25 protein-coding genes are annotated in these 25,293 nt (G+C 69.1%); 14 read left to right on the top strand and 11 right to left on the bottom strand.

The window, feature by feature from the left end:
* Positions 1-9: 9 nt before the first annotated feature.
* Positions 10-1,539, bottom strand: coding sequence for an aldehyde dehydrogenase family protein (locus tag ACGF7Y_RS31595; RefSeq protein WP_393240282.1), 1,530 nt, complete (start codon positions 1,537-1,539; stop codon positions 10-12).
* Positions 1,540-1,651: 112 nt separating this feature from the next.
* Here ACGF7Y_RS31595 and ACGF7Y_RS31590 point away from each other — a divergent pair, with 112 nt between their 5' ends.
* Both ACGF7Y_RS31590 and lat read left to right on the top strand, forming a co-directional pair.
* The gene (locus ACGF7Y_RS31590; protein ID WP_039796222.1) at positions 1,652-2,104 is read left to right on the top strand and encodes an Lrp/AsnC family transcriptional regulator; all 453 of its coding nucleotides are present in this window, start codon (positions 1,652-1,654) and stop codon (positions 2,102-2,104) included.
* A 64-nt stretch (positions 2,105-2,168) separates the two neighbouring features.
* A complete protein-coding gene (gene lat, locus ACGF7Y_RS31585) occupies positions 2,169-3,503 on the top strand; it encodes an L-lysine 6-transaminase (RefSeq protein WP_393240279.1) in 1,335 nt (444 codons plus the stop codon).
* A 308-nt stretch (positions 3,504-3,811) separates the two neighbouring features.
* Here lat and ACGF7Y_RS31580 read toward each other — a convergent pair whose 3' ends face one another.
* Positions 3,812-4,156 carry a hypothetical protein gene (locus tag ACGF7Y_RS31580; protein ID WP_393240276.1) on the bottom strand — a complete coding sequence of 115 codons (345 nt, stop codon included), beginning with the start codon at positions 4,154-4,156 and terminating at the stop codon, positions 3,812-3,814.
* Positions 4,156-4,329: a hypothetical protein gene (locus ACGF7Y_RS31575; protein WP_393240274.1), complete on the bottom strand. Its 174-nt coding sequence runs from the start codon at positions 4,327-4,329 to the stop codon at positions 4,156-4,158. Before ACGF7Y_RS31575 ends, ACGF7Y_RS31580 begins: the two co-directional genes overlap by 1 nt.
* Positions 4,330-4,359: 30 nt before the next feature.
* Between ACGF7Y_RS31575 and ACGF7Y_RS31570 the strand changes: the two genes are divergently transcribed.
* Positions 4,360-5,748 carry a protein kinase gene (locus ACGF7Y_RS31570; RefSeq protein ID WP_393240271.1) on the top strand — a complete coding sequence of 463 codons (1,389 nt, stop codon included), beginning with the start codon at positions 4,360-4,362 and terminating at the stop codon, positions 5,746-5,748.
* Between the two features lie 174 nt (positions 5,749-5,922).
* The gene (locus ACGF7Y_RS31565) at positions 5,923-7,830 is read left to right on the top strand and encodes a protein kinase (protein ID WP_393240269.1); all 1,908 of its coding nucleotides are present in this window, start codon (positions 5,923-5,925) and stop codon (positions 7,828-7,830) included.
* A gap of 110 nt (positions 7,831-7,940) precedes the next feature.
* Here ACGF7Y_RS31565 and ACGF7Y_RS31560 read toward each other — a convergent pair whose 3' ends face one another.
* The 3 genes from ACGF7Y_RS31560 to ACGF7Y_RS31550 all read right to left on the bottom strand — a co-directional run bounded on the left by ACGF7Y_RS31560 (position 7,941) and on the right by ACGF7Y_RS31550 (position 11,933).
* Entirely contained in the window at positions 7,941-8,879 is a 939-nt protein-coding gene (locus tag ACGF7Y_RS31560) for a patatin family protein (RefSeq protein WP_393240267.1), read from the bottom strand.
* Positions 8,880-9,012: 133 nt separating this feature from the next.
* Positions 9,013-10,818, bottom strand: a complete 1,806-nt coding sequence (locus ACGF7Y_RS31555; protein WP_393240264.1) for an acetyl/propionyl/methylcrotonyl-CoA carboxylase subunit alpha — start codon at positions 10,816-10,818, stop codon at positions 9,013-9,015.
* A 197-nt stretch (positions 10,819-11,015) separates the two neighbouring features.
* The gene (locus ACGF7Y_RS31550; RefSeq protein WP_393240261.1) at positions 11,016-11,933 is read right to left on the bottom strand and encodes a sulfurtransferase; all 918 of its coding nucleotides are present in this window, start codon (positions 11,931-11,933) and stop codon (positions 11,016-11,018) included.
* A gap of 169 nt (positions 11,934-12,102) precedes the next feature.
* On the opposite strand from ACGF7Y_RS31550, the gene ACGF7Y_RS31545 reads away from it, so the two are divergent.
* A complete protein-coding gene (locus tag ACGF7Y_RS31545) occupies positions 12,103-12,879 on the top strand; it encodes a metalloregulator ArsR/SmtB family transcription factor (protein WP_040865075.1) in 777 nt (258 codons plus the stop codon).
* Here the strand turns inward: ACGF7Y_RS31545 and ACGF7Y_RS31540 are convergent.
* From ACGF7Y_RS31540 to ACGF7Y_RS31530, 3 genes are all read right to left on the bottom strand, one after another.
* The gene (locus tag ACGF7Y_RS31540) at positions 12,808-13,440 is read right to left on the bottom strand and encodes a Maf family nucleotide pyrophosphatase (RefSeq protein ID WP_357125747.1); all 633 of its coding nucleotides are present in this window, start codon (positions 13,438-13,440) and stop codon (positions 12,808-12,810) included. The two genes, ACGF7Y_RS31545 and ACGF7Y_RS31540, sit on opposite strands and share 72 nt — an antisense overlap.
* Positions 13,437-13,772: an acyl-CoA carboxylase subunit epsilon gene (locus ACGF7Y_RS31535; protein WP_393240257.1), complete on the bottom strand. Its 336-nt coding sequence runs from the start codon at positions 13,770-13,772 to the stop codon at positions 13,437-13,439. The genes ACGF7Y_RS31540 and ACGF7Y_RS31535 overlap by 4 nt, the downstream gene beginning before the upstream one ends.
* 191 nt (positions 13,773-13,963) lie before the next feature.
* Complete coding sequence (locus tag ACGF7Y_RS31530; protein ID WP_040865078.1) at positions 13,964-15,604, bottom strand: acyl-CoA carboxylase subunit beta; 1,641 nt, start codon at positions 15,602-15,604, stop codon at positions 13,964-13,966.
* 204 nt (positions 15,605-15,808) lie between these two features.
* Between ACGF7Y_RS31530 and ACGF7Y_RS31525 the strand changes: the two genes are divergently transcribed.
* Positions 15,809-16,000 carry a hypothetical protein gene (locus ACGF7Y_RS31525; RefSeq protein ID WP_157172664.1) on the top strand — a complete coding sequence of 64 codons (192 nt, stop codon included), beginning with the start codon at positions 15,809-15,811 and terminating at the stop codon, positions 15,998-16,000.
* A 28-nt stretch (positions 16,001-16,028) separates the two neighbouring features.
* Complete coding sequence (locus ACGF7Y_RS31520; protein WP_393240253.1) at positions 16,029-16,835, top strand: biotin--[acetyl-CoA-carboxylase] ligase; 807 nt, start codon at positions 16,029-16,031, stop codon at positions 16,833-16,835.
* A gap of 61 nt (positions 16,836-16,896) precedes the next feature.
* Here ACGF7Y_RS31520 and ACGF7Y_RS31515 read toward each other — a convergent pair whose 3' ends face one another.
* Entirely contained in the window at positions 16,897-17,850 is a 954-nt protein-coding gene (locus tag ACGF7Y_RS31515; RefSeq protein ID WP_393240251.1) for an acyl-ACP desaturase, read from the bottom strand.
* A 159-nt stretch (positions 17,851-18,009) separates the two neighbouring features.
* Here ACGF7Y_RS31515 and ACGF7Y_RS31510 point away from each other — a divergent pair, with 159 nt between their 5' ends.
* The 3 genes from ACGF7Y_RS31510 to ACGF7Y_RS31500 are packed head-to-tail and all read left to right on the top strand — an operon-like array spanning position 18,010 to position 20,556.
* Positions 18,010-18,555 carry a PH domain-containing protein gene (locus ACGF7Y_RS31510; protein WP_062971078.1) on the top strand — a complete coding sequence of 182 codons (546 nt, stop codon included), beginning with the start codon at positions 18,010-18,012 and terminating at the stop codon, positions 18,553-18,555.
* Between the two features lie 17 nt (positions 18,556-18,572).
* Entirely contained in the window at positions 18,573-19,250 is a 678-nt protein-coding gene (locus ACGF7Y_RS31505) for a response regulator transcription factor (RefSeq protein WP_040865082.1), read from the top strand.
* Between the two features lies 1 nt (position 19,251).
* A complete protein-coding gene (locus ACGF7Y_RS31500) occupies positions 19,252-20,556 on the top strand; it encodes a sensor histidine kinase (protein WP_393240247.1) in 1,305 nt (434 codons plus the stop codon).
* Between the two features lies 1 nt (position 20,557).
* Here ACGF7Y_RS31500 and ACGF7Y_RS31495 read toward each other — a convergent pair whose 3' ends face one another.
* The gene (locus ACGF7Y_RS31495; RefSeq protein WP_393240244.1) at positions 20,558-21,097 is read right to left on the bottom strand and encodes a GtrA family protein; all 540 of its coding nucleotides are present in this window, start codon (positions 21,095-21,097) and stop codon (positions 20,558-20,560) included.
* 39 nt (positions 21,098-21,136) lie between these two features.
* Here ACGF7Y_RS31495 and ACGF7Y_RS31490 point away from each other — a divergent pair, with 39 nt between their 5' ends.
* The 4 genes from ACGF7Y_RS31490 (at position 21,137) to ACGF7Y_RS31475 (ending at position 25,084) form a co-directional block, all read left to right on the top strand.
* Positions 21,137-22,357, top strand: coding sequence for a 5-(carboxyamino)imidazole ribonucleotide synthase (locus tag ACGF7Y_RS31490; RefSeq protein WP_393240241.1), 1,221 nt, complete (start codon positions 21,137-21,139; stop codon positions 22,355-22,357).
* Positions 22,350-22,865 (top strand): 5-(carboxyamino)imidazole ribonucleotide mutase, encoded by a 516-nt coding sequence (gene purE / locus ACGF7Y_RS31485; protein ID WP_393240238.1) that lies wholly within the window; start codon positions 22,350-22,352, stop codon positions 22,863-22,865. Before ACGF7Y_RS31490 ends, purE begins: the two co-directional genes overlap by 8 nt.
* A gap of 235 nt (positions 22,866-23,100) precedes the next feature.
* Positions 23,101-23,763, top strand: coding sequence for a TetR family transcriptional regulator (locus ACGF7Y_RS31480; protein WP_063051737.1), 663 nt, complete (start codon positions 23,101-23,103; stop codon positions 23,761-23,763).
* Positions 23,764-23,926: 163 nt separating this feature from the next.
* Complete coding sequence (locus ACGF7Y_RS31475; protein ID WP_393240235.1) at positions 23,927-25,084, top strand: acyl-CoA dehydrogenase; 1,158 nt, start codon at positions 23,927-23,929, stop codon at positions 25,082-25,084.
* Positions 25,085-25,293 lie beyond the last annotated feature (209 nt).

Raw genomic sequence — 25,293 nt, 5'->3', positions numbered from 1 at the left:
GCGAGCGGTTCAGCCGAACTCGATGCCCTGGGCGAGGGGCAGTTCGGTGGAGTAGTTGACGGTGTTGGTGGCTCGGCGCATGTAGGCCTTCCAGGAGTCCGAGCCGGATTCGCGTCCGCCGCCGGTCTGCTTCTCACCGCCGAAGGCGCCGCCGATCTCTGCGCCGGAGGTGCCGATGTTGACATTCGCGATGCCGCAATCGGATCCGTCGGCGGCGAGGAAACGTTCGGCCTCGCGCTGGTCGGTGGTGAAGATCGCGGACGAAAGACCCTGCGGCACTTCGTTGTGCAGGGCGATCGCGCGATCGAAGTCGTCGTAGGTGAGCACGTAGAGGATGGGTGCGAAGGTCTCCTCCCGCACCACCGCGGTCTGGGCGGGCATGCGCACGATAGCGGGCCGCACGTAGTAGGCGTCATCGCCGAATCCATCGACGCGTTCGCCGCCGCACACCAGCTCGCCGCCGTCGGTCACCGCCTTGTCCAGCGCCGCGCGCATTCCGGTGTAGGCCTTGCCGTCGATCAGCGGCCCGACCAGCACCCCCTCGTCGAAGGGGTTGCCGACGGGCAGTTGCCGATATGCCCGCTCCAGCCGGTCCATCAGCGGGCCCGCCACGTCCCGGTGCACGATCAGCCGCCGCAGCGTGGTGCACCGCTGCCCGGCCGTGCCCGCCGCCGCGAACACGATGGCCCGCGCCGCGAGGTCGAGATCGGCGGACGCGGTGACGATCGCGCCGTTGTTGCCGCCCAGCTCCAGCAGGCAGCGCCCGAGCCGCTCGGCCACCCGCGGCGCCACCAACCGGCCCATCCGCACCGACCCGGTGGCGCTCACCAGCGCGACCCGGGCGTCGTCGACGAGCCGGGAGCCTGCCTCGCTCCCGCCCTGGATCAATTGATGGATCTCGGGATCCGCGCCGACCTCGCCGGTCGCGCGCCGGAGCAGGGCGTGACAGGCCAGCGCCGTCAGCGGCGTCGTCTCCGACGGTTTCCAGACCACGGTATCGCCGCAGACCAGTGCGATCGCCGTGTTCCACGCCCAGACCGCGACCGGGAAGTTGAACGCCGAGATCACCCCGACCACGCCGAGCGGATGCCAGGTCTCCATCAACCGGTGGCCGGGACGTTCCGAGGGCATGGTGTGGCCGTACAGCTGCCGGGACAGGCCGACGGCGAATTCGCAGATGTCGATCATCTCCTGCACTTCGCCCGCGGCCTCGGCGGGGATCTTGCCCGCCTCCAGCGTCACCAGCTCGGCCAGGTCGCTCTTGTGTGTGGTGAGCAGCTGCCCCAGCCTGCGTACGACACCGGCCCGGACGGGAGCGGGAACGCCGCGCCAGCCCCGGAAGGCGGTAGCGGCCCGGCCGATGGCGGCATCGACCTCGTCCGGCGAGCTGGACCGCAGGGTGGTCAGCTGTCCTCCGGTGATCGGAGTGCGCGCGGGGAGATCGCCGGGTTCCGCTGGCAGCGCACCGAATCGGCGCAGCGCCGCCTCCGCGCGGGCGGTGAGCTGCCGGGTGGTCTGAACGTCCAATACCTCGGTCATCTGTTGTTCCGCCGTACCTTTCGGCCGCGTCGCGGCGTGTCTGTCCCCTCGAGTGGGAGGATGGAGGTCAGGTTTCGGACACGAGGCGGGCCGCCTGAGTTAGCCTTCGCTGATGGCGGATACACCGGCAAGACCCGTACTCGATGACATCGATCGCCTGCTGATTCGTGAACTGATGGCCGATGGACGGGCCACTCTGTCCAACCTGGCCGAGAAGGCGAGTCTGTCGGTGTCCGCGGTGCAGTCCCGGGTCCGCCGATTAGAGGCGCGCGGTGTGATCCGCGGGTATACCGCACACGTCGATCCCGAAGCGCTCGGTCAACTGCTGTCGGCATTCGTCGCGATCACTCCTCTCGACCCGTCGCAACCCGATGACGCGCCCGCGGTGTTGCAGCACATCCCCGGCATCGAGGCGTGCCACTCGGTGGCCGGGGAGGAAAGCTACATCCTGCTGGTGCGTGTGGCGTCTCCGCGGCACCTCGAGCAATTGCTCCAAGAGATCAGAGCCACCGCCAACGTGCGCACCCGGAGCACCATCATCTTGCAGACATTCTATGACAGGTAGCGATTCTGTGTAATTAATACGGATAGTCATAGAGGTTCCGTAAATTTTTACGTACCCTCAGGGCGTGACCATCGAACTGGAACGCACCCGCCCGGCGGTCACCCCCGCCGCCCGGGTCCATGAGATCTTGTCGGCGAGCATCCTGGCCGACGGCTTCGACCTGGTGCTCGACCTCAACCGTTCCCGTGGCTGCCGCCTCGTCGACGAACGCGACGGCAGCCCCTACCTCGACATGTTCGGTTTCTTCGCCTCCAACGCGCTGGGCATGAACCACCCCGCCCTCGCCGAGGACCCGCAGTTCCTGGCCGAACTCACCGCCGCGGCGGTGAACAAGCCGAGCAACTCCGACATCTACACCGTCGAGATGGCCCGCTTCGTCGAGACGTTCGTGCGGGTGCTCGGCGATCCGCGGCTACCGCACCTGTTCTTCATCGACGGCGGCGCCCTCGCGGTGGAGAACGCCCTCAAGATCGCGTTCGACTGGAAGAGCAGGCACAACGAATCCCAGGGCCGCGCAGCGGAACTCGGCGCCAAGGTGCTGCACCTGACCGGCGCGTTCCACGGCCGCAGCGGGTACACCATGTCGCTCACCAACACCGATCCGGTGAAGACCGCGCGCTTTCCGAAGTTCGACTGGCCGCGCATCAAGTCCCCTTACGTCACCGACGCCTTCGACATCGAGGAGGCCGAGGCGTGCGCGCTCGCGCAGGCGCGTCGGGCATTCCAGGAAAACCCGCACGACATAGCGTGTTTCATCGCCGAGCCGATCCAGGGCGAGGGTGGCGACCGGCATCTGCGCCCGCAGTTCCTGCAAGCCGTGCAGCAGCTGTGTCACGAGCAAAACGCGCTGTTCGTGCTGGACGAGGTGCAGACCGGCGTCGGCATGACCGGAACGGCCTGGGCCTACCAGCAACTCGGCCTGGCGCCGGACGTGGTCGCCTTCGGTAAGCGGACGCAGGTGTGCGGCGTCATGGCGGGTGGCCGCGTGGACGAGGTGCCCGACAACGTGTTCGCGGTCAGCTCCCGGCTCAACTCGACCTGGGGCGGCAACCTCGCCGACATGGTGCGCAGCAGGCGCGTCCTGGAGGTGCTCGAGCGGGACGAACTGATCGAACGGTCCCGGCCGCTGGGGGCGCACCTGCTCGAACGGCTGGGCGCGCTCGCCGCCCGGCACGCCGATGTCAGCGAGCCGCGCGGGCGCGGCCTGATGTGCGCGATCACGCTCTCGTCGTCCCGGCTGCGCGACGAGGTGCTCACCGCGCTGCGCGAGCGGGAGCGGGTGCTGATCCTCGGCACCGGCGAGCGAGGCATCCGGTTCCGTCCTCCGCTGACGGTCACCGGCGCCGAGCTGGACGAGGCCGTCGACGCCATGGACCGGGTCCTTACCGGCCTGGAATAGCCCGCGAACAGGAGGTTCCGGGTATCCCGGTGCGCCCGGTGGGTGCGCCGGAATCCCGGATCCTCCTCCTGGGCTTCGCATCCATGCCGACACCCTCTCCGAAGAGGCGCGGCACTCGAACCGACAGCGGATGTACCGGTGCTGCGCGCCTCGCTCGTGGTCTCCGTTCCGGTGCTGTCCGATCACCCGAATCCTTTGGTGCGCACCCCCTCGGAAAGGTCGGCACGGGCTCGCCATCCGGCCGTCACCCCGACGGACACACCGGCGTGATGCGCTGACCCGGCACCAGCACGCCGGTCGTCGAGTGGTCAGGAGATGACCGGACGCAGGCCCAAACCTCCTTCGACGAAACGGCGGACGGACGTCAGTCCGGCATCAAGGGCCGCTTCGTAGCCCGGGCGTGCCCACCCCGTCACCGCCGCGGTGCCGTCACCCGTCGGCGTCGCCCCGATCTCGGCCACCAGCTCGGCCGTGGTCGGTTCGCAGACCGCCCAGGAGAAATGTGTCTCCTCCGCCCAGCCCGCGCTGCGCCGGGCCACGTAGTCCGGTTCGGTGATGCCGCCCTCGGCCAGGGCAGGTCGGTCATCGATGCGGTCGTCGGCGCGCAAAGCGCGCAGATACCAGGCGCCCGCGTTGATCTCGATCGGCTCCATCAGCGTTCGCCCGTCGCGCCGCGCCGGTAGCCGGCCGAGGCGACCAGCGCGTCCGTGACCACTCCGCCGAATTCCGCGGCGCCGACCGGCCTCGCTGCGACATGATCGGATGGCCGCGCCGCCGTTTTTGCGCGTTTCGCGGTATCCCGTCGGATTTCGGGTAGCTCGGTCATGAGGAAGAGGCTAGCGGGAGGTTCTACGACATGGGCGAGCTGTGGTTCGGCCACTACCGCCTCGATCGGCTGCTAGGCAGCGGCGGCATGGGCGAGGTCTGGCTCGCGCACGACACCACCGCCGACCGTGCCGTCGCGTTGAAGGTACTGACCGCCGCGTACGCGGCGGACCCCAAATTCCGGCAGCGATTCACCAGGGAGGCTCGGCTCGCCGCCCAAGTGCGCGGGCCGCACCTGGTGCCGATCCATTCGTTCGGCGAACTCGACGGCCGCCTGTACATCGATATGGAGTTCATCGAAGGCTCCGACGTGGCCGCGCTGCTGCGGCGGGCGGGGCGGCTGGAACCCGAGCGCGCGATCGAGATCGTCGTGCAGACGGCAGGCGCGCTCGACATCGCCCATCGTGCGGGCCTGGTGCACCGCGACGTGAAGCCGTCCAACATCATGGTGACCCCCGACGGCACCGCCTACCTGATCGACTTCGGCACCGCGCAGCGCAGCGACCAGCCCGCGATCACCGCCACCGGCAATGTGGTGGGCACGCTGGCCTACATGGCGCCGGAGCGGTTCGACGGGTCGGCGGTACCCCAGTCCGATCAGTATTCGCTGGCCTGCGTGCTGTACGAGTGCCTCACCGGGCGAAGGCCGTTCGACGACGGCGACCCGCCGCGCATGTTGCGCGCCCACTTGATGCAAACCCCTCCGCTCGCCTCCGCGCTGAATCCGGCCTTGCCGCCCGCACTGGACGCGGTGATCGCACGCGGCATGGCGAAAGACCCCGCCCTGCGCTGGTCCAGCGCCGGGGAACTGGCCTCGGCCGGATACGCGGCCCTGACGGGCCAGGACGCCACCACGGTCGAACTCGCGTCGTCGGTGCCGACCTTCGTGCTCCCGCCGCCGCGTGGGGTCGTCCGGACCGCCGCCGCGCCCGGAGCGCGAACGTCTTCCGGATCGCGTCTGGCGCTGGTGGCTTTCGCGGCGCTCGTCGCGCTGGTCGCCGGGTCGCTGTGGCTCGGGCGCCCGGACGCGGCCGACGCGGGACCGGCCTCCGCTCCCGCCCCGTCCCCGCAGCAGGAACCGTCCGCGCCGCCGTCGCATGTACCGGCCACGCGGGCGCCGGTACCCATTTCGGCGCCCGTGGTCCTGCCCGGCGCGGGTCAGCCGTGCGACCCGGTGGTGGACGTGCACAGCGTCACCGTGGACGGCCTCGTGCTGACCTGCACTCCGTTGACGGGGGGCCGGTCGAGCTGGCTTCCGGCAGCGCCGGCCGCGGGCGGTGTCGCCGCGGAGAACATCGACGACTCGAACCAGTCCGGACAGCCCGCCTCGGACGACAAGCCCGGCCGGGGCAAGCCCGATCACGCGAATCCGGGCAACGGCAACGGCAACGGCAAGCCCAAGGCCAAGCCGGGTAAGTAGGCGGGCCGTCGCCGGACTGTCGTCGAGCACACAGTGGTGCGCGAGGCGGGGTGCGGTTACGCTCCGAAAGAGGCCACTTCTTCGGTATCGGCACGGTGAGCTGCTGATTTCCGTTGTCCGCGCCGCAGGTGGAGGCCGGGTCGACCAGCTGTCAACGGTGACTGGAGGTTCGCGATGGGGGAGGTGCGATTCGGGGGTTACCGGCTGGAGCGACCGCTCGGCAAGGGGGGCATGGGTCAGGTCTGGCTGGCGTACGACATGGTGGCGGCGCGACGGGTGGCGTTGAAACTCCTGCCCGTCGACCTCGCGTCCGCGCCCGGATACCGCAAGCGGTTCGAGCGTGAAGCCGAAGCCGTGGCGCAGTTGCGCGACCCGCACGTGCCGCGGATCCACCGATTCGGCGAGATCGACGGCAGGCTCTACATCGACATGCAATTCGTCGAGGGCGCCGACCTGGCGGGCAAGCTGGTGGCCGAGGGCCCGATGGCACCGGCCGTCGCGATCGGCGTCATCGGCCACGTCGCCGCCGCGCTCGATGTGGCGCACCGGGCCGGGCTGGTGCACCGCGACGTCAAACCGTCGAACATCGTCGTGCATCCCAGTGGCTTCACCTATCTGATCGACTTCGGCATCGCGCACGGGCTCGGACAGACGGCCGTGACCACCACCGGCATGGCGATCGGCACCCTCGCGTACATGGCCCCGGAACGGTTCAGCGGAAAGGCGGACGGACGCGCCGACGTCTACTCGCTGGCCTGCGTGCTCTACGAATGCCTCACCGGTGCGCGGCTCTACGGCGATACCGATCCCGCGCAGCAGATGCATGCCCACCTGATGGCGCCGCCCCCACGCGCCGGTTCGATGTGCGCCGCCGTCCCCGCCGCGCTGGACGCCGTCATCGCTCGCGGTCTGGCCAAGGAGCCGCGCGAAAGATTCCCGACCGCAGGAGAATTCGCCGCGGCCGCGCGAGCCGCGATCGGCGCGTCCGCTCCGGAGCCGGTAGCCGTGGACTCGAAAGCCGACGCGGCCGCACCGGAATCCGTGGGTTCCGAGCCACTGCGGCGAACGCCTACCCCGACCAAAGTTCTGCCGAACCCGGGCCCTGCGCCGACCCTTGTGGCCACCAAGCTCGACTGGTCGACAGTCGCGCCCAATCCTGAACCGGGTCAACATGTTCCGACTCCCGGCTCGGCACTGCGCGGATACGCCGGTGCGCAGCGCCCGCCCGCATCCGCCAGCTATCCCGTTGCAGGACAGCCGTATCCAGCCCCCGGGCGCGGGTCGTATCCCGCCGGACCTGCCCGGGGCGCACAGCCGGGTTGGCAGGAACGGTTGCTCGCTCGCGTGCTGCCCCCGAAGCCCGGCCCGGTCGCATCGCCGTATCGTGCGCCTGCGCGAAAGGTTTTCCCGGCGGTGCAGCGTCCGGCCCCGCCGGTCGCCCAGCGTCGCCCGGGAGTTCCGGTCCCGCGTCGTCGGCCGCGTCGTCGCCGGAGTCTCCTGTCGAAGATGATCGGCGCGCTGATCGTGGTGTTCCTCGCGCCGTTCGCGTTCGCGGCGGGCTGCTTCGCGTTGATCGCCGCGGGAACCAGAGCCGGTGATTCCGGCGCGCCCGCGCCCACCTTGCCTCCCTCGGCGGTGGCGGTGGAGAACCCCGGGCCACCCGGGGACGACCGCGCATCCGATCCGGCCGCCGTGGCGCCGGCGGGCAGTCCCGTGCGCGACGGCAAATTCGAGTTCGTCGTGACGAACGTCGACACGGGCGTGGCACGAGTCGGATTGCAGCGGGCCACGGGCTCGTTCCTGATCGTCACGCTGGCCGTGCGGAATATCTCCGACGAGACGAAGTGGTTCCTGCCGATGGGCCAACGCCTGCTGGACGCGCAGAACACGCCCTTCGACCACAACGCCACCGCCACCATGTGGCAGAACACCCAGCAGCGCCTCGGCTACTCCTTCGAGCTGCGTCCCGGGCAGTCCGCCACCACCCAGCTCGTATTCGACCTGCCCAGGACGGCGACCCCCGACCACTTGGAGCTGCACGACTTCGTCCTCTCCGGCGGCGTGCGAGTCCACATCGCCTGAACGCCTCCGCGCCTCACCACCGCGCCGCGCCGTTGAGCTGACCCGCGATGAATCACCGATCCCGGATGTTCTACCGTGCGCCCGCCGGAGCGGAAGCGGGTCGAAGTCGGTCAGGCGGCTGGGATGACGGCGGAGAGCGCGCCGAGCACGGCTGTGCGGCCGATTTGCAGGGCCCTGGCGAGCAGTGTGGTGTCGCGGGCGGCGCTGTCCACGTCCGGAGAGCCGACGGGCGGGTGGATCTGGAGCACGGAGTCGCCGAGTTCGGCGAGGGCCCGGTCCTCGAGGTCCTGTTGCCGCGGGCGTTCGAGCCAGGCCCGGTACGCGCCGGGGGCCACGGCGCGCAGATAGCCGCCGCCGATGATCTGGTGCAGGCGCGAGGCGGGCGGGCGCCGTTCGTCCACCCTCCGGGTGCGCAGGACCAAGGCATGGGTGGCGCCCGCGCGGACCGCGGTGCGGATCGGCACGGTCTCGGAGAGGCCGCCGTCGAAGTAGGCCGAGCTACCCAGGGCCACCGGGGGCCCGGCCAGAATGGGCAGGCCCGCCGACGCGCGCAGCGCACGCATGAGCGTCCGCTTGTCGGTGATGTGTGGATGCAGATCGACCGCCTGCCCGGTCCGGATATCGGTGGCGATCGGATGGAAGGTCGTGGAGTTGGCCAGGATCGCGTCGAAATCCATCGGTTCGACGCCGTCGTACACCTGGTGCACGAGATACCGCAGATCGAACGCCGGACGTCCGCGCAGGAGCCGAGCCGGGTCGACGGCGCGGCGCATGATCTCCGGATCGGTCCAGGAGCGCATGCCGGGAATCGCGCGGCCGCACAGCAGCCAGGCACCGTTGATCGCGCCCGCCGACGTGCCGTACACGGCGTCGAATACCCCGGCGAGCCCGAGTTCCTCGAGCGCCGACACCATGCCGCTGGAGTACACGCCCCGGCTGCCGCCGCCCTCTACCACCAGCGCCAGGCGGTGACCGTCGGCGCGGCCGGCCGTTGCGCGCCGCGCGCGGATCACCTCCACGACGGGGGAGAGGCTTGTCGAGCTGGTCACCGCAACACGATACGACACCTCGGTGTGCGTTTCGGGTCCAGCGGAGGCAGCTCGCGTGACTGCGGAGGGACCGCCGCGTGAACAGCGAAGCGGGCGCGGAACCTCGTGGTCCCGCGCCCGCTCCGTGACGTTGTTACTTGATCTCCGCGAGAACCGTGCCCTGCGTGATCGCCGCGCCCGTCTCGACGGACAGACCGGTGACCACACCCGCCTTGTGGGCGTTGACCGGGTTCTCCATCTTCATGGCCTCGAGCACCACGATCAGATCGCCCGCCTCGACCGACTGGCCCTCTTCCACCGCGACCTTGACGACGGTGCCCTGCATCGGAGCGGTGACCGCGTCACCGGAGGCCGCGCCGCCGCCCGCGCCGCCACGCGTGCGCGGCTTGGGCTTCTTGCGGATCACACCGGCGCCGTTGCCCGCCGCACCGGCCGCACCGGCGCCGACGGTGAAGTTGCCCGGCAGCGACACCTCGACCCGGCGGCCGCCGACCTCGACGACGACCTTCTGACGCGGCTGGTCTTCATCCTCGTCGGCCGGGGCGCCCGCACCGGTGAACGGCTCGACGGTGTTGACCCACTCGTTTTCGATCCACTTGGTGTAGACGTCGAACTTCTCGCCGTCACCGATGAACGCCGGGTCCTCGACGATCGCCCGGTGGAACGGGATGACCGTGGCCAGGCCGTCGACCTCGAACTCGGCCAGCGCGCGCCGCGCGCGCTCCAGTGCCTGCGTGCGGTTCTCGCCGGTGACGATCAGCTTGGCCAGCATCGAGTCGAACTGCCCGCCGATCACGCTGCCGGCCACCACGCCGGAGTCCACGCGCACACCGGGGCCCGACGGCTCGGAGTACACGGTCACCGGGCCGGGAGCGGGCAGGAAGCCGCGGCCCGCGTCCTCGCCGTTGATGCGGAACTCGAAGGCGTGGCCGCGCGGCGTCGGGTCCTCGGTGAGCTCCAGCTTCTCGCCGTTGGCGATGCGGAACTGCTGGCGCACCAGGTCGATGCCCGCGGTCTCCTCGGTGACCGGGTGCTCGACCTGCAGCCGGGTGTTCACCTCGAGGAAGGAGACGGTCTCGCCCTGCACCAGGTACTCGACGGTGCCCGCGCCGTAGTAGCCGGCTTCCTTGCAGATGGCCTTGGCCGAGGCGTGGATCTTCGCGCGGACCTCGTCGGACAGGAACGGCGCCGGGGCCTCCTCGACGAGCTTCTGGAAGCGCCGCTGCAACGAGCAGTCGCGGGTGCCCGCGACGATGACGTTGCCGTGCTTGTCGGCGATGACCTGCGCCTCGACGTGGCGGGCCTTGTCCAGGTACTGCTCGACGAAGCACTCACCACGGCCGAAGGCGGCGGTGGCCTCGCGCACGGCCGAGTCGTACAGCTCAGGGATCTCCTCGATGGAGTGCGCGACCTTCATGCCGCGGCCGCCACCACCGAAGGCCGCCTTGATCGCGACCGGCACACCGTACTTCTTCGCGAACTCGACGACCTCGGTCGCGTCCTTGACCGGGTCCTTGGTGCCCGCGGCCATCGGCGCCTTCGCGCGCTCGGCGATGTGCCGCGCGGTGACCTTGTCGCCCAGGTCGCGAATGGACTGCGGGGAGGGGCCGATCCAGATCAACCCGGCGTCGATGACGGCCTGGGCGAAGTCGGCGTTCTCGGAGAGGAAGCCGTAACCGGGGTGGATGGCGTCGGCGCCGGACTTGGCGGCGGCGTCGAGGATCTTGTCGAACACGAGGTACGACTCGGCCGAGGTCTGCCCACCCAGGGCGAAGGCCTCGTCGGCGAGCTTGACGAATGGGGCATCCGCGTCCGGCTCTGCGTAGACCGCGACGCTGCCGATGCCGGCGTCCTTGGCCGCCCGGATCACGCGCACGGCGATCTCGCCTCGGTTAGCTACGAGTACCTTTGTGATCCGCGCGCTGGCATGGCTGGGCACTGAGCCTCCTGTGTGCATTCTTCTGGTCGCTTCGCCGGGGGTGGGGTCGCTGTGCAGCCTCCGCTCCCATAATCGACTTGTTTACGTCTCGGGCGAGTGTAGGCAGTCTGCCAACAGACGCCGAACTCGGCTAGCCCTACTCAACAGTAGGTCGCGGATCACAACGTACGCGGTCGCTGTTTGGGACCGTACCCGACTCACCTGCTCCTGGTGCGCCGAGAACCGCCGCGTGCCGGCACTTCGCCCGGTTCATCCCCCTTGGCGATCGGCATTCGCACCGAGTTTCCCCACTCGGTCCAGGAGCCGTCGTAGTTGCGTACTCCGTCGCGCCCGAGCAGGTAGGTAAGGACGAACCAGCTGTGGCTGGATCGCGCGCCGACTCGACTGTAGACGATCACCTCGTCCTGGCCGGCCGACGCGCGGTAGACCTCCTCGAGTTCGGCGCGCGAGCGGAAACTCCCGTCGGCGGCGAGCGCCTCGGTCCACGGGATGTTCGAGGCGCTGGGAATGTGGCCGCCGCGCATCGCCGCGTCCTCGGGACTGGCCGCGTCGAGCACGCGCGCGCCGGAGTATTCCTCGGCCGAGCGCACGTCGATCACCGGTTTGCCGAGATGGGCGAACACGTCCTCGCGGAACGCGCGGAAGGTGCTGTCGTCCCGGCGCACGGCCGGGTAGGCGCTGCGCACCGGATAGCCGGGTTCGAACGTCGTGTCGCGCCCCTCGGAGATCCAGGCCGCGCGTCCGCCGTCGAGCAGGCGCACGTCCTCGTGCCCGAACAGGGTGAATACCCACGCCGTGTGCGCCGCTTGGATGTTCCCGCGATCCCCGTAGATCACGACTGTGTCGTCACGATCTATCCCTTTGGCGCGCATCAGTTCGGTGAAGCGGGTTCCGTCGATATAGTCGCGCGTGACCGGATCGTTCAGATCGCTTCGCCAATCCAGTTTGGTGGCGCCCGGAACGTGCCCGATGTCGTACAGCAGCGTGTCCTCGTTGGCCTCGATGATCTCGAGTCCCCGTGCGCCTATGTTTGCCGACAGCCACTCCGTGGTTACTAGTCGGTGAGGGTGTGCGTAGGAACCGAGTGAGGGATGAGGGTCCGGAGCGACGGGCACGGTGTTTGGGTCCTTCACGCATGGGTGGACGGCGGTGGCAGCGGTTCGAGGCCTCACAGCGATGGTAGGTGTGAGGCGACAGTGACTCTCGTTTCAGATCACAAATCGGATGAGGGCCGAATAAAGGGCACCTACATCCGATAAAGTCTCCCGGGAGGAGGGGTGAGCTATGTCCGATTCTTGGCCGCGGCGGCGACTGCTCGCGATCCTACGTGGCGCCAGCGAGCCTCTCGACGCCCAGGAACTGGCCAGAATCACCGGACAGCACGTCACCACGGTTCGTTTCCATCTCGATGTGCTCACCAGGGAATCCCTCGTCCGGCAGTTCCAGCAGCCGCCGCGCGGCCGTGGGCGGCCGCGTATCGGATACAGCGCGGTGCAGCGATCGGTGGGTTATCAGGACCTGGCGCAGGTGCTCGCCGATCAGCTCGGCCCGGACGCGCGGCGCAGATCCGAGGCCGCGATCGCGGCGGGCCGCGCCTGGGGCAGCAGACTCGACGTGGGTGACCATCGGGTGGAGTCGCTGGAGGACGCCAAAGACCTCACGATGACGTTGATGTCGGAACTGGGATTCGCGCCCGAGCGCGACCCGTCCTCGGAGACCGAGGGCAAGGTGCTGATCCGTCTGACGGCGTGCCCGCTGCGCGAACTGGCGCGGACGCACTCCGAGGTGGTGTGCGGCGTACACCTCGGCCTGCTCGAAGAGGTGATCGACCGGGGCGGCGCGCACGGGACGATCGACGTGCGGATGCACCCGTTCGTCGAACCGGAGCTGTGCGTGGCCCGGCTCGAACTCATCGCGGCTCAGCGCGCCGAGGCCCAGGAGGCGGCGCCGGTGTCCCCGGGCGGGGACGCCGAGGCGTTCACCGCGCCGTCAGGCCGTGTGGCCCCACAGCTGCGTAACGCTGATCCCAACATCGCCAAGCAGTCGGCGCAGCAGTGGTAGCCCGATGCCGATGACGCTGGACGGGTCGCCATCGATGCGATCGACGAACCAGCCGCCCAGCCCGTCGAGGGTGAACGCACCCGCCACCTCGAGCGGCTCACCGGTCGCGATGTAGGCGTCCAGCTCGTCCGGCTCCGGCTTGGCGAAGTGCACGGTGGTGCTACTGCAATCGACCGCCTCGGCGGTGATCCGGCCATCCCGCATCCGCACCACGCAGTGACCGGTGACCAGATCCGCGCTGCGTCCGGCCATGTCGCCCCACCGCGCGCGAGCGACCTCAGCGGTGTGCGGCTTGCCCTGCAACTCGCCGTCGACGAGCAGCATCGAATCGCAGGCCACCACAACGCAGTCGGCGGCCAGCTCCGGAATGTCCGCGGCCACGGCGGCCGCTTTGGCGCGCGCCAGTTCCACCACGACCGCGCGTGGCGGCGTGTCCTCGGGGAGGGCGGCGGCGACCGCGTCCTCGTCCACGGCGGAGACCCGGACGATCGGGTCGATGCCCGCCGAGCGGAGAACCTCCCGGCGGGCCGGGGACGCGGAAGCCAGGATCAGCCGCGTCACCCGCGCAAGTGGGACAGCTGTGGGAAGGCGTACGGGGAGAACGGCGAAGAGCCGCGATGCATCAGCGTCGGGTGGCCCCACATATCGGGCGGCCCGGCGGGGCCGGAGGGCGCGGCGCTGTTCGCCACGGCGGACAGCACGCACACCAGCGCGGCGAGCTCTTCGTCGCTCGGCGAGCCCTTCACGACACGGAAGAACGGCTCAGCGGTGGCCTCGGCGGATCGCGCTGACGCGTCGGAGCCGGTGGAGGCACCGGTCTCGTCTGCGATCGGGTCGACTGTGAGATCCAGTTCGACGGCGCTCAACACATCTTCTTCTGCCACGGTCGTCACAGTGCCAGGTCCTCTCTTCGCCTCTATCAGCGGACTGATCAGGCTATTCCCGTTTTCCGACTAGCTACGGATGAAGCATTCGTCTTCGGATGCACTCATTGCGTCTCTGCAACAAGCCGGTACACGCCAGAGTAAGTGTTACCGAGGCCGATGCCACCCTTTGTGCGCGGCCTATCGAGCGTATCGCTCGATCACAGTGGGATGTTGCCGTGTTTCTTCGGCGGAAGGGTCACCATCTTGCGTTCGAGCAGTCGCAGCGCGGACACGATCTGGCCGCGCGTATGCGACGGCGGGATCACCGCGTCCACGTATCCGCGCTCGGCGGCGACGTACGGGTTCACGAGCGTGTCCTCGTACTCGTTCTGGAGCTCGAGCCGCAGCGCATCGACGTCTCCGCCCTCTTTGGCGGCCTGCTGCAGCTGCTTGCGGTAGACGAATCCGACGGCGCCGGAAGCGCCCATGACAGCGATCTGGGCGGTCGGCCAGGCGAGGTTCACATCGGCGCCCATGTGCTTGGAACCCATGACGTCGTAGGCGCCGCCGTAGGCCTTGCGGGTGATGATCGTGATTTTGCCCACAGTGGCCTCACCGTAGGCGTAGAGCAGCTTCGCGCCCCGCCGGATGATGCCGTTGTATTCCTGTCCGGTACCGGGCAGGAAGCCGGGCACGTCGACCAGGGTGATGATCGGGATGTTGAACGCGTCGCAGGTGCGCACGAAGCGCGCGGCCTTCTCCGAGGCGTCGATGTCCAGGCAGCCCGCGAACTGGGTGGGCTGGTTGGCCACGATGCCGACGCTGCGGCCGTCGATCCGGCCGAAGCCGACGATGATGTTCATCGCGCGCTCGGCCTGCACCTCGAGGAACTCGTCGTCGTCGAGCAGACGCCGGATCACCTCGTGCATGTCGTAGGGCTGGTTCGGCGAGTCCGGGATGATCGTGTCCAGCTCGAGGTCCTCGTCGGTGAGCGAGTCCTCGATCGCGCCGTCGATCGGGTCGGTGGCCGGGAACCGCGGCGCCTCGGCGCGGTTGTTGCTCGGCAGGTAGGACAGCAGGTCCTTGACGTAGTCCAGGGCGTCCTGTTCGCCGGAGGCGACGTAGTGCGCGACGCCGGACTTGGTCATGTGCGTGTGCGCGCCGCCCAGGTCCTCCATGGTGACGTCCTCACCGGTGACCGTCTTGATGACGTCCGGGCCGGTGACGAACATCTGGCTGGTGCCGTCGACCATCACGACGAAGTCGGTCAGCGCCGGGGAGTACACGTGGCCACCGGCGGCCGGGCCCATGATCAGCGAGATCTGCGGGATCACGCCGGAGGCCTGGATGTTGCGGTGGAAGATCTCGCCGTAGAGACCGAGCGAGACCACGCCCTCCTGGATGCGCGCGCCCGCGCCCTCGTTGATGCCGATCAGCGGGCGGCCGGTCTTCAGCGCCAGATCCATCACCTTGACGATCTTCTCGCCGTAGACCTCGCCGAGGCTACCGCCGAACACCGTCACGTCCTGGCTGAAGATGCAGACGTCGCGGCCGTCGATGGTGCCGTAACCGGTCACCACGCCGTCGCCGAGCGGGCGGTTGTTCTCCAGGCCGAAGTTGACGCTGCGGTGGCGGGCCAGGGCGTCGAGCTCGACGAAGGACCCCTCGTCCAGCAGCGCGAGGATGCGCTCGCGGGCGGTCATCTTGCCCTTCGCGTGCACCTTGTCGACCGCGGCCTCACCCATCGGGTGCTTGGCCTCTTCCAGCCGATTCCGCAGGTCAGCCAGCTTCCCGGCGGTGGTGTGGATATCGGGGGAGCCCGCCGGACCTGATGCGGGCTGCTGCTGGACACTCGTCATGGCATCGGAGTGTAACCAGTACCAGCGTTTACTTTCTAACCAAGACCGGGCTACCGGCGAGTAGAAAACCGCAGCTAGATCAATTTTCCCGGGCAAACTTCCTGGTCGGTAGCAGAGTCCGGAAGGCGGAAAATGAGTATCGCCGATCGGTCCTGCCCACCTAACCTGAGGGCGAGGGATTTCCGAACGGGGGAGGAGCGCGTCATGTGGGAATGGGGTAGAGCTCGCGCGGAGTACGCGGCCGAGACGGCGTGGACCCGGACCACCGAGGAGGCGCCGAAGTACGGCGAGCCCGAGGTGTGGGCCGAGGCGGCCGAAGGCGAGCGGGAGGACGGCGACGGGATGGGCGCGGCGGCGCGCGACCCGATCGTCTCCTCGTATGACCTGGTCGGGTAGCGCCCGGCACGACGAGTAGCCTGCCGGTGTGCAGAGGCCACCGTTGGATGCAGAGCAGTTGCGGCGCAGTGCCGTCGAGTCGCCCGAGCTGTCGTTCTTCACGCGGATCGATGTGGTCGAGTCGACCGGGTCCACGAACGCGGATCTGATCGCGCGGGCGGCCGATCCGGCCGCCGACCGCGTGGTTCTGCTGGCGGAGACCCAGGTGCAGGGTCGCGGCAGGCACGCGCGCACCTGGGTCAGCCCGCCGCGAGCGCAGCTGGCGATGTCGCTGCTGGTGCGGTTGCCCGGGATCGGCCCGGCCTCGCTCGCCTGGCTGGCGCTGCTGACCGGCGTGGCCGTGGTCGACGCGCTGCGGGCCTCGGCGAACGTGCCCGCGGAACTCAAATGGCCCAACGACGTGCTGATCGAGGGCCGCAAGGTGGCGGGCATCCTGGCCGAGGTCGCGGCGAGCGCGGAGGGCGGCGCGCCCGCCGTGGTGATCGGGCTCGGACTCAACGTGAGCCTGACCGATGAGGAACTGCCGGTGCCGCACGCCACCTCGCTCACCATCGCCGGCGCGCGGCAGACCGATCGCACGGTGCTCGTGCGATCCCTGCTGATCGAGTTCGCCCGCCGCTTCACCGCGTGGCGCGACGCGGACTGGGCGATCGACGAACTGGCCGCCGCCTACCGCGAGCGGTGCGCCACGATCGGCGCCGAGGTCCGTGCCGAGCTGCCCGGGGACCGGACGCTGACCGGCGTCGCCGAGGGCGTCGACGAGTACGGCCGCCTGCTCATCGGCGGGCAAGCGGTATCCGCCGGCGACGTCACGCATCTGCGCGCCCAGTACTGAGCGCCGGACCGCCCGGCGGCGCGGCGGGCGCCGCGCCGCCGGCAACGCGCGGCGGCGTGCCTCAGACGCGCTGGGCGACGCCGCGCGAGGCATCCCGGGCGAGGGCGCGATCGCGCTGCTCCTCGAACTTGATCACGTCCTTGCTCAGCTTCTCCAGGAACGCGCCGAGTTCGTCGCGCGCCTGCTCGCCGCGCGGCCCGTAATCGGAGCGCTCGAAGACGTTCCACTGCTTGAGCACCGGCTGGAGCACCTCCTCCAGATGCTGGCGCAGATCGTAGATGCCGTGCTTGGCCATCAGCACGCCGTAGCGGCGGAAGTTGGGCATCCCGGCGCCGGGCATCAGGAAATTCCGCACGATCCTGGTGATCGCGGGCAGCGCTTGGTCGGGAACCAGGTCCAGCGCCGCGCCGCACAGCGAGCGGTAGAAGATCATGTGCAGGTTCTCGTCGGCGGAGATGCGCTGGAGCAGGCGGTCGGCCACGGCGTCGTTGCACGCCTTGCCCGTATTGCGGTGGGACACACGGGTGGCCAGTTCCTGGAAGGTGACGTACGCGACGCTCGCCAGGAATCCGCCCCACCCTTCCGGTGACTGGACGCCGTTGCTCATGTGGATCATCCGGGCCTCTTCCAGGGCGACCGGATCGACCGCGCGGGTGACGACCAAGTAGTCCCGAATGGCGATGCCATGGCGATTCTCCTCGGCGGTCCACCGGTCGACCCAGGTTCCCCACGGACCGTCCTCGGAGAAGTTCTGCGCGATCTCCCGGTGATAGGAGGGCAAATTGTCCTCGGTGAGCAGATTGGTGATCATGGCGACCCGGGCGACCTCGCTGAGGTGCGATTGCTCCGGTTCCCAGTCGACGCCGCCCAGTGCGGCGAAATTACGGCCCTGGCTCCACGGCACGTAATCGTGGGGGTTCCAGTCCTTCGCCATGGACAGGTGCCGATTGACATTCTCTTCGGCGATGGGCTCGAGTTCGGCCAGGATTTGCAGCGGGGTCAGGTCTTTGGTCACGCGTTCCTCCACGGTCGGAATCGACGATGATGGTGAGCCGGGCGTTGCGCGATACAGAGAGCCACTGCGCGGAATAGTCACACGCAGGGTGCCGATTGTGCAGCATGACGCGCTGCGGTGTCAGCCGTTCCGGCATCTTCAGGCGGTAGTGTTCCTGACATGGGTTATCCGGAGGATGTGCTGGCGCCCGAGGAACAGCTGCTGCTGCATCGCCACCCGCATTGGAAAATGCTCTTCTGGCCGATCGTGACGCTCATCGTGGCCACCGCGCTCGCCGGTTTCGCAGGGGGACTCGTCTCGCAGAAGGCCACGGGCACCACCGCGTCGGCGCTGCTCGTCACGGTGCTCGTGGTGTATCTGGCCATCCTGCTATGGCGTTGTGCCGCACCGGTTATCCGATGGAAGTCGACGCATTTCATCATCACCGATCGGCGGGTGCTGGTGCGGCAGGGCGTGCTCACCCACAGTGGCATCGACATCCCGATGAGCCGGATCTCCAGCGTGCAATTCCGGCACGGACTCTTCGATCGGCTGCTCGGCACCGGGACGCTGATCATCGAGTCGTCCTCCTCGGAGCCGCTGGAATACGACGACATCCCGTCGGTCCAGCAGGTACACGCGCTGCTGTACCACCAGGTGTTCGAGGTCGAACGCCATCGCGACGGCCGCGACGAGCGCCGGGACGACCGTCGCAGCTACCGGTGAGCCCGTAACCTGGGCGTATGACCGCTGTACTGCTGGCAGAGGACGACGACGCCATCGCGGCCCCGCTGTCACGCGCGCTCGGCCGTGAGGGCTACTCGGTGACCGTCGAGAGTTTCGGCCCGGCCGTGCTGCAAAGAGCCCTGGAAGGCGGCCATGACCTGCTCATCCTCGATCTCGGCCTGCCCGGCATGGACGGGCTGGAGGTATGCCGTCAGGTGCGCGCTCGCGGCGCGGATCTGGCGGTGCTGATGCTCACCGCGCGCACCGACGAGGTGGATTTCGTGGTGGGGCTGGACGCGGGCGCCGACGACTACGTCGGCAAGCCGTTCCGCCTCGCCGAGCTGCTGGCCCGGGTGCGAGCGTTGTTGCGGCGCAGCGGAATCGGCGACGACACGGTCGAGGTCGGGGGGATCCGCCTGGAGCCCGCGGCGCGGCGAGTGCTGGTCAACGGAGTCGAAATCGGTTTGGCCAACAAGGAATACGAGTTGCTCAAGGTGCTGATCGACCGGGCGGGTCAGGTGGTGGCGCGCGAGACCATCCTGCGCGAGGTGTGGGGCGACGCGGAGCTGCGCGGTTCCAAGACGTTGGACATGCACATGTCCTGGTTGCGCCGCAAGATCGGCGACGAGGGCCCCATGGCCGAACGGCGCATCGTCACCGTGCGCGGGGTCGGCTTCCGGCTGAACACCGACTGACGTGCGCCGCCGGATCCTGCGTTCCATGCTCACCGTGCTGACCCTCACCACGGTGGTGCTCGGCGTGCCGCTGATCTACACGGCGTGGCTGTGGGTCGAGGACATCACGCGCAACGACCTGCAGAACCGGCTGGACCGGATCGCCGCGGAGATCATCGCGCAGGAGCGCGACGGCACGGTGCCCGGCGAGCTGGACATCCGGTCGGTGGCGCCGCTGGTGCCGGAGAACGGGAAGCTCACCATCGTGTACCCGTCGCAGCAGGACAACGCCTCCCGGCGCGACATCGGTGTGACCCAGGTGCCCGACCCGCTGGTCGAGTCGCTGTCCATGGGCAAGTCCGCGTCGCTGCGCCTGGAGGTGCCCTCGGCGCCGATGCACGCCATGCAGCGCCAGGCGGTCGCGGTGGTCGCGCTGGCGGTGCTCGCCTCGCTCGGCGCGGCGGTCTCGGTCGCGGTGGTCACCGCGCGGCGGGTCGCCGATCCGCTGCGGGACGTCGCGGCGCGCGCGGCGCGGCTGGCGATGGGCGATTTCCGCCCCGATCCGCGCAGGCACGGCATCGCGGAACTGGACCGCGTCTCCGACGTGCTCGATTCGGCGACCGTGGAGATCGCCGGACGGCTCCAGCGCGAACACGCCCTGGTGGCGGATGTCTCACATCAGCTGCGCAGCAGGCTTACCGCAGTGCGGCTGCGCCTCGACGAGCTGTCCGCCCATCCCGATCCGGAGGTGGTGCACGAGGCCGAGGAGGCGATGGCGCAGGTCGACCGCCTCACCGACGCGATCGACGATCTGGTCCGCGCCTCCCGGGACGAGGACGCGGCCGATCGCGATCCGGTGCCGGTGATGGACGAGTTGCGCGGTGTGGTCGCCGAATGGACCCACCCGTTCACCGAGACGGGCCGGACGCTGACGCTCACCGGCGACGAGTCGCTGCGCGCCCCGATCACGGGTTCGCGGCTGCGCGAGGCGGTCGCGGTGCTGGTGGACAACGCGCTCATGCACGGCGGTGGGACCTGCACGGTGTCGGTGCGCTCGGTGCGGCCGGGGGTCGGCCGTGAGCCGCTGGTGTGCGTCGAGGTCGCGGACGAGGGGCACGGCGTTCGCGACGAGCTGGCTCCGCACATCTTCGACCGGGGCTTCTCCGCGGGCGGTTCCACCGGAGTCGGCCTCGCGCTGGCGCGGGCGTTGGTCGAGGCGGACGGCGGACGCTTGGAATTGCAACGGCGCAGGCCCGCGCTGTTCGCGGTGTTCCTCGGGGCCTCGAAGGCCCGTCCGGCCAACGCGGTGGTGGCCGAGCCGCGCTGACTCAGCCGCGGCCGAGTTCCTCTTCCACGAGGTCCACGAACTCCGCTTCGAGCTCTTCCATCTCGTCCGGGAAGACCCAGCGGCGCATCGACCAGAAACGGAAGGCCATCTGTAGCAGGTTGCCGATGATGAAGGCGCTGATGAAGTCGGCGATGTTCTCGACCGTGAAGCTCACGTTGGGCTGGCGCAGGTCGAAGACGTAGCTGGAGATCCACAGCGGGGTGAAGGCCAGGACCACGCCGACGCCGCTGACGGCGAAGAACAGCAGCGCTTCGTGATGGCGTTCGCGCCCGCCGCGATTCTTGAACGACCATTCCCGGTTCAGGATGTAGGACGCGATCACGGCGATGACGCCGGAAATGATCTTGGCCGTGACCGGTTTCTCCGCGAGTACCGTCCACTTGAGTCCGTAGAAGATGCCGCTGTCGATCACGAACGTGGTCGCCCCGACGATCGCGAATTTGATCAACTCCCGATGCCGGTACGCGATATCTTGCACCGGCTTGGGAAGGACGCTGACCACGTCGTCGACGAATGACACAAGACCGGAGTGTACCGGTACCGACCATTCGAGCCGGACATGACAATATTGTCCGACGTGAGCGCACGTTCCTTCGATCCATCGGCAATGCCCACCGTCACTATGATCGGTGGCGGACAGCTGGCGCGCATGACGCATCAGGCGGCGATCGCGCTGGGCCAGCGGCTGCGCGTACTCGCCGAGAACCCCGAGGACCCGGCCGCCCAGGTGAGTCCTGAGGTGGTGCTCGGCAGCCACACCGACCTGGGCGCGCTGCGCAAGGCGGCGGTCGGGTCGCACGCGCTGACCTTCGACCACGAGCACGTGCCGACCGAGCACCTGGAGGCGCTGGTCGCCGAGGGCGTCAACGTGCAGCCGCCGCCGCAGGCGCTGGTCTACGCGCAGGACAAGCTGGCGATGCGCACCAAGCTGAGCGGGCTCGGGCTGCCCGTGCCCGCGTTCACGCCGGTGACCTCGGTCGCCGACGCGGTGCGCTTCGGCGACGAGCACGGCTGGCGGATCGTGCTGAAGGCGGTGCGCGGCGGTTACGACGGACGCGGCGTGTGGATGCCCGAGTCCGCCGACGAGGCCGCGGCGATCGTCACCGACCAGCTCGCTTACGGCGTCCAGCTGCTGGCGGAGGCGAGGATCGACCTGAAGCGCGAGCTGTCGGCGATGGTGGCCCGTTCGCCGTTCGGGCAGGCGGCGACCTGGCCGGTGGTGGAGACCGTGCAGCGCAAGGGTCAGTGCGCGGTCGTCGTCGCGCCCGCGCCCGACCTGCCGGAGGACACGGCCGCCGCGGCGGAGACGATGGCGTTGAACCTCGCGAAGGAACTCGGCGTCGTCGGCGTCATGGCGGTGGAGCTGTTCGAGACCGCCGACGGCAACCTGCTGGTGAACGAGCTGGCCATGCGTCCGCACAACTCCGGGCACTGGGGGATGGACGGCGCCCGCACCGGGCAGTTCGAACAGCATCTGCGCGCTGTGCTCGACTACCCGCTCGGCGACACCGCGCCGCTGGCGCCGGTGACCGTGATGGCCAACATCCTCGGCGCGCCGCAGGCCCCGGAGATGTCGATGGACGAGCGGCTGCACCACCTGTTCGCGCGGCTCCCTGAGGCGAAGGTGCACCTGTACGGGAAGGGCGAGCGTCCCGACCGCAAGATCGGGCACGTCAACATCCTCGGCGACGACGTGGCCGAGGTTCGGGAGAAGGCCGAGCGGGCGGCGCACTGGATGTCGCACGCGATCTGGACCGACGGATGGGATCCGCATGAGTGAAGAAGTGGCCATCGGCCCGGCTGTCGGCCTGATCATGGGCAGCGACTCCGACTGGCCGACGATGGAGGCCGCCGCGGAGGCGTTGGCCGAATTCGGGATCCGCTTCGAGGTGGGCGTCGTCTCGGCGCACCGCACTCCGCAGCGCATGCTCGACTACGCGCGTGACGCGGCGAGTCGCGGGTTGAAGGTCATCATCGCCGGTGCGGGCGGCGCGGCCCACCTGCCCGGCATGGTCGCCTCCGCCACACCGCTACCGGTGATCGGCGTGCCGGTCCCGCTCAAGTACCTCGACGGCATGGACTCGCTGCTGTCCATCGTCCAGATGCCCGCGGGCGTGCCCGTCGCCACCGTCTCCATCGGCGGCGCCCGCAACGCCGGCCTGCTCGCCGCCCGCATCCTCGCCGCCCACGACCCGGCCCTGCGCACCCGCATGGAACAGTTCCAGGCCGGACTCGAGCAGATGGTGCGGGAGAAGGACGACGCCCTGCGCACGAAGCTCTTGGGCTGACACGGCCTGCTCGCCTGGTTCGAGCAGGCCGGCTGGGCGGGTGCGCCTCGGTCACCGGGCGGGAGACGACCGAGGGCGCAGGGCCGCGACACGTTCAACGTGTGTGCCACCTGCTGCGTGGTGAGTTCGACGGACGAGGGCACCGCGGCAAATGGCGGAATCTCCGGCGCGGAGAACTGGGGGTTTCGGTTGCTGACTACGGTGTGAGGTCGTGACTACAGGGGATATCGCTCGGATGCGGGGAGGCGACGACACCGCGCATTTTCGGCTCACGGTGGTGGATCAGGCGCTGCGGTTGTTCGCCGAGAAGGGGTACGAGGCGACGACGGTCGATGAGATCGCCGAGGCGGCGGGGATCTCGCGGCGCACGTTCTTCCGGCAGTTCCGGTCCAAGGAGGACGTGATCTTCGCCGATCACGAGTCTCAGCTGGCGCAGGCCGAGCAGTTCCTGTCCGCGTCGCGCGAGGACCCGTGGGAGGCGGTCTGCGCGGCGGTGGTGCAGGTGTTCGAGCGCTTCACGCAGTGGCGGGAGATCGCGGCGCGGCGGTATCAGGTGGTGCGCCGGGTGCCCGCGCTGCGGGAGCGCGAGATCGTCACGGTGTTCCGCTACGAACGGTTGTTCACCGACTACCTGCGCGAGCGGCTGCCCGATGTCCCCGATCTGGCGCGGGTGCAGTTCGCCGCCGCCGTGACGGCGACGCACAACTACCTGCTGCGCCGGATGGTGCGCGGCGAGTCGGACGCGGGCGCCGCAGACCTGCGCTTGGAGCTGGCCGCGATCCCGCGCGGCGCGGGGCGTGCGGTGAACCCCGACGAGCTGGTCGTCGCCGTGTTCCCGCGCGATGCCGCGCCCCGGCAGATAGCGGATCTGCTGGTTCGCAAGCTCGGCACCCTGTGAGGTGGCGCTGAGTGCGACCAATCTGACACTGAGTGCCACATCATCTTCCCATGTGATACGCGTCCATATGGGTATACTCGACTCATATGTGGCACTGAGTGCCGACGCGTTGCTTTCTCGGCGGAAAGCGGCGATCACCACCGACGACCAGGAGTGAAGCCCGATGGCGGGAAACCCCGATTTCGACCTGTTCAAGCTCGAGGACTTCCACGATGAGCTGCGCGCCGCGATCCGCGCTCTCGCCGAGAAGGAGATCGCCCCGCACGCCAAGGACGTCGACGGCAACTCCCGCTTCCCGGAGGAGGCGCTGACCGCGCTGAACGCCTCCGGCTTCAACGCCGTGCACGTGCCAGAGGCCTACGGCGGCCAAGGCGCCGACTCGGTGGCCACCTGCATCGTGATCGAAGAGGTAGCGCGCGTCTGCGGCTCCTCCTCGCTGATCCCCGCGGTGAACAAGCTCGGCACCATGGGCCTGATCCTGAACGGCTCCGAGCAGCTGAAGCACAAGGTGCTGCCGGACATCGTCAACGGCGAGATGGCCTCCTACGCGCTGTCGGAGCGCGAGGCGGGCTCCGACGCGGCAGGCATGCGCACCCGGGCCAAGCAGGAGGGTGACGACTGGATCATCAACGGCTCCAAGTGCTGGATCACCAACGGCGGCAAGTCCTCCTGGTACACCGTGATGGCGGTGACCGACGCGGAGAAGGGCGCGAACGGCATCTCGGCCTTCCTGGTGCACAAGGACGACGAGGGCTTCGTGGTCGGCCCGCTGGAGCACAAGCTGGGCATCAAGGGCTCGCCCACCGCCGAGCTGTACTTCGAGAACTGCCGCGTGCCGGGTGACCGCATCGTCGGCGAGCCGGGTACCGGCTTCAAGACCGCGCTGCAAACGCTCGACCACACCCGCCCCACCATCGGCGCGCAGGCCGTCGGCCTGGCCCAGGGAGCGCTGGACGCGGCCATCGCCTACACCAAGGACCGCAAGCAGTTCGGCAAGTCGATCGCCGACTTCCAGAACACCCAGTTCATGCTCGCCGACATGGCGATGAAGATCGAGGCCGCCCGCCTCATGGTCTACACCTCGGCCGCACGCGCCGAGCGCGGCGAGCAGAACCTCGGCTTCATCTCCGCCGCCGCCAAGTGCTTCGCCTCCGACGTCGCCATGGAGGTCACCACCAACGCCGTCCAGCTGTTCGGCGGCGCGGGCTACACCACCGACTTCCCGGTGGAGCGCATGATGCGTGACGCGAAGATCACCCAGATCTACGAGGGCACCAACCAGATCCAGCGTCTGGTGATGTCGCGCGCGCTGCTGAAGTGATGTTTCGGTAGATCACGTGACGTTCGGGCGGTCCTGGAACGCATCTCAGGCCCTCGTCAGGCCGTCGGTGCCCAGGTCGCCCGAATACCACGTCCGTTGACCGTTGGATTGTTCCGACGCGGGAATCGCCGTGTCGCGCGCTCGATAGCGCGCTACGGCCCCTGACGACCACCTGTCGCCGGCCGTCGCCGTCGCTCAGACTCTGTTCC

It is taken from the genome of Nocardia sp. NPDC047654, assembly GCF_043205035.1.
In the GTDB taxonomy this organism is placed as follows: domain Bacteria; phylum Actinomycetota; class Actinomycetes; order Mycobacteriales; family Mycobacteriaceae; genus Nocardia.
The sequence above is the reverse complement of the archived record's forward strand: the minus strand, read 5'-3'. Positions and strand labels throughout refer to the sequence as shown.

Coding starts and splice junctions, on each gene's coding strand:
- ACGF7Y_RS31595 (WP_393240282.1), bottom strand. CDS start 1,539: ATGACCGAGGTATTGGACGTTCAGACCACCCGGCAGCTCACCGCCCGC.
- ACGF7Y_RS31590 (WP_039796222.1), top strand. CDS start 1,652: ATGGCGGATACACCGGCAAGACCCGTACTCGATGACATCGATCGCCTG.
- ACGF7Y_RS31580 (WP_393240276.1), bottom strand. CDS start 4,156: ATGGAGCCGATCGAGATCAACGCGGGCGCCTGGTATCTGCGCGCTTTG.
- ACGF7Y_RS31575 (WP_393240274.1), bottom strand. CDS start 4,329: ATGACCGAGCTACCCGAAATCCGACGGGATACCGCGAAACGCGCAAAA.
- ACGF7Y_RS31570 (WP_393240271.1), top strand. CDS start 4,360: ATGGGCGAGCTGTGGTTCGGCCACTACCGCCTCGATCGGCTGCTAGGC.
- ACGF7Y_RS31565 (WP_393240269.1), top strand. CDS start 5,923: ATGGGGGAGGTGCGATTCGGGGGTTACCGGCTGGAGCGACCGCTCGGC.
- ACGF7Y_RS31545 (WP_040865075.1), top strand. CDS start 12,103: ATGTCCGATTCTTGGCCGCGGCGGCGACTGCTCGCGATCCTACGTGGC.
- ACGF7Y_RS31530 (WP_040865078.1), bottom strand. CDS start 15,604: ATGACGAGTGTCCAGCAGCAGCCCGCATCAGGTCCGGCGGGCTCCCCC.
- ACGF7Y_RS31525 (WP_157172664.1), top strand. CDS start 15,809: ATGTGGGAATGGGGTAGAGCTCGCGCGGAGTACGCGGCCGAGACGGCG.
- ACGF7Y_RS31510 (WP_062971078.1), top strand. CDS start 18,010: ATGGGTTATCCGGAGGATGTGCTGGCGCCCGAGGAACAGCTGCTGCTG.
- ACGF7Y_RS31505 (WP_040865082.1), top strand. CDS start 18,573: ATGACCGCTGTACTGCTGGCAGAGGACGACGACGCCATCGCGGCCCCG.
- ACGF7Y_RS31490 (WP_393240241.1), top strand. CDS start 21,137: ATGACAATATTGTCCGACGTGAGCGCACGTTCCTTCGATCCATCGGCA.
- purE (WP_393240238.1), top strand. CDS start 22,350: ATGAGTGAAGAAGTGGCCATCGGCCCGGCTGTCGGCCTGATCATGGGC.
- ACGF7Y_RS31480 (WP_063051737.1), top strand. CDS start 23,101: ATGCGGGGAGGCGACGACACCGCGCATTTTCGGCTCACGGTGGTGGAT.
- ACGF7Y_RS31475 (WP_393240235.1), top strand. CDS start 23,927: ATGGCGGGAAACCCCGATTTCGACCTGTTCAAGCTCGAGGACTTCCAC.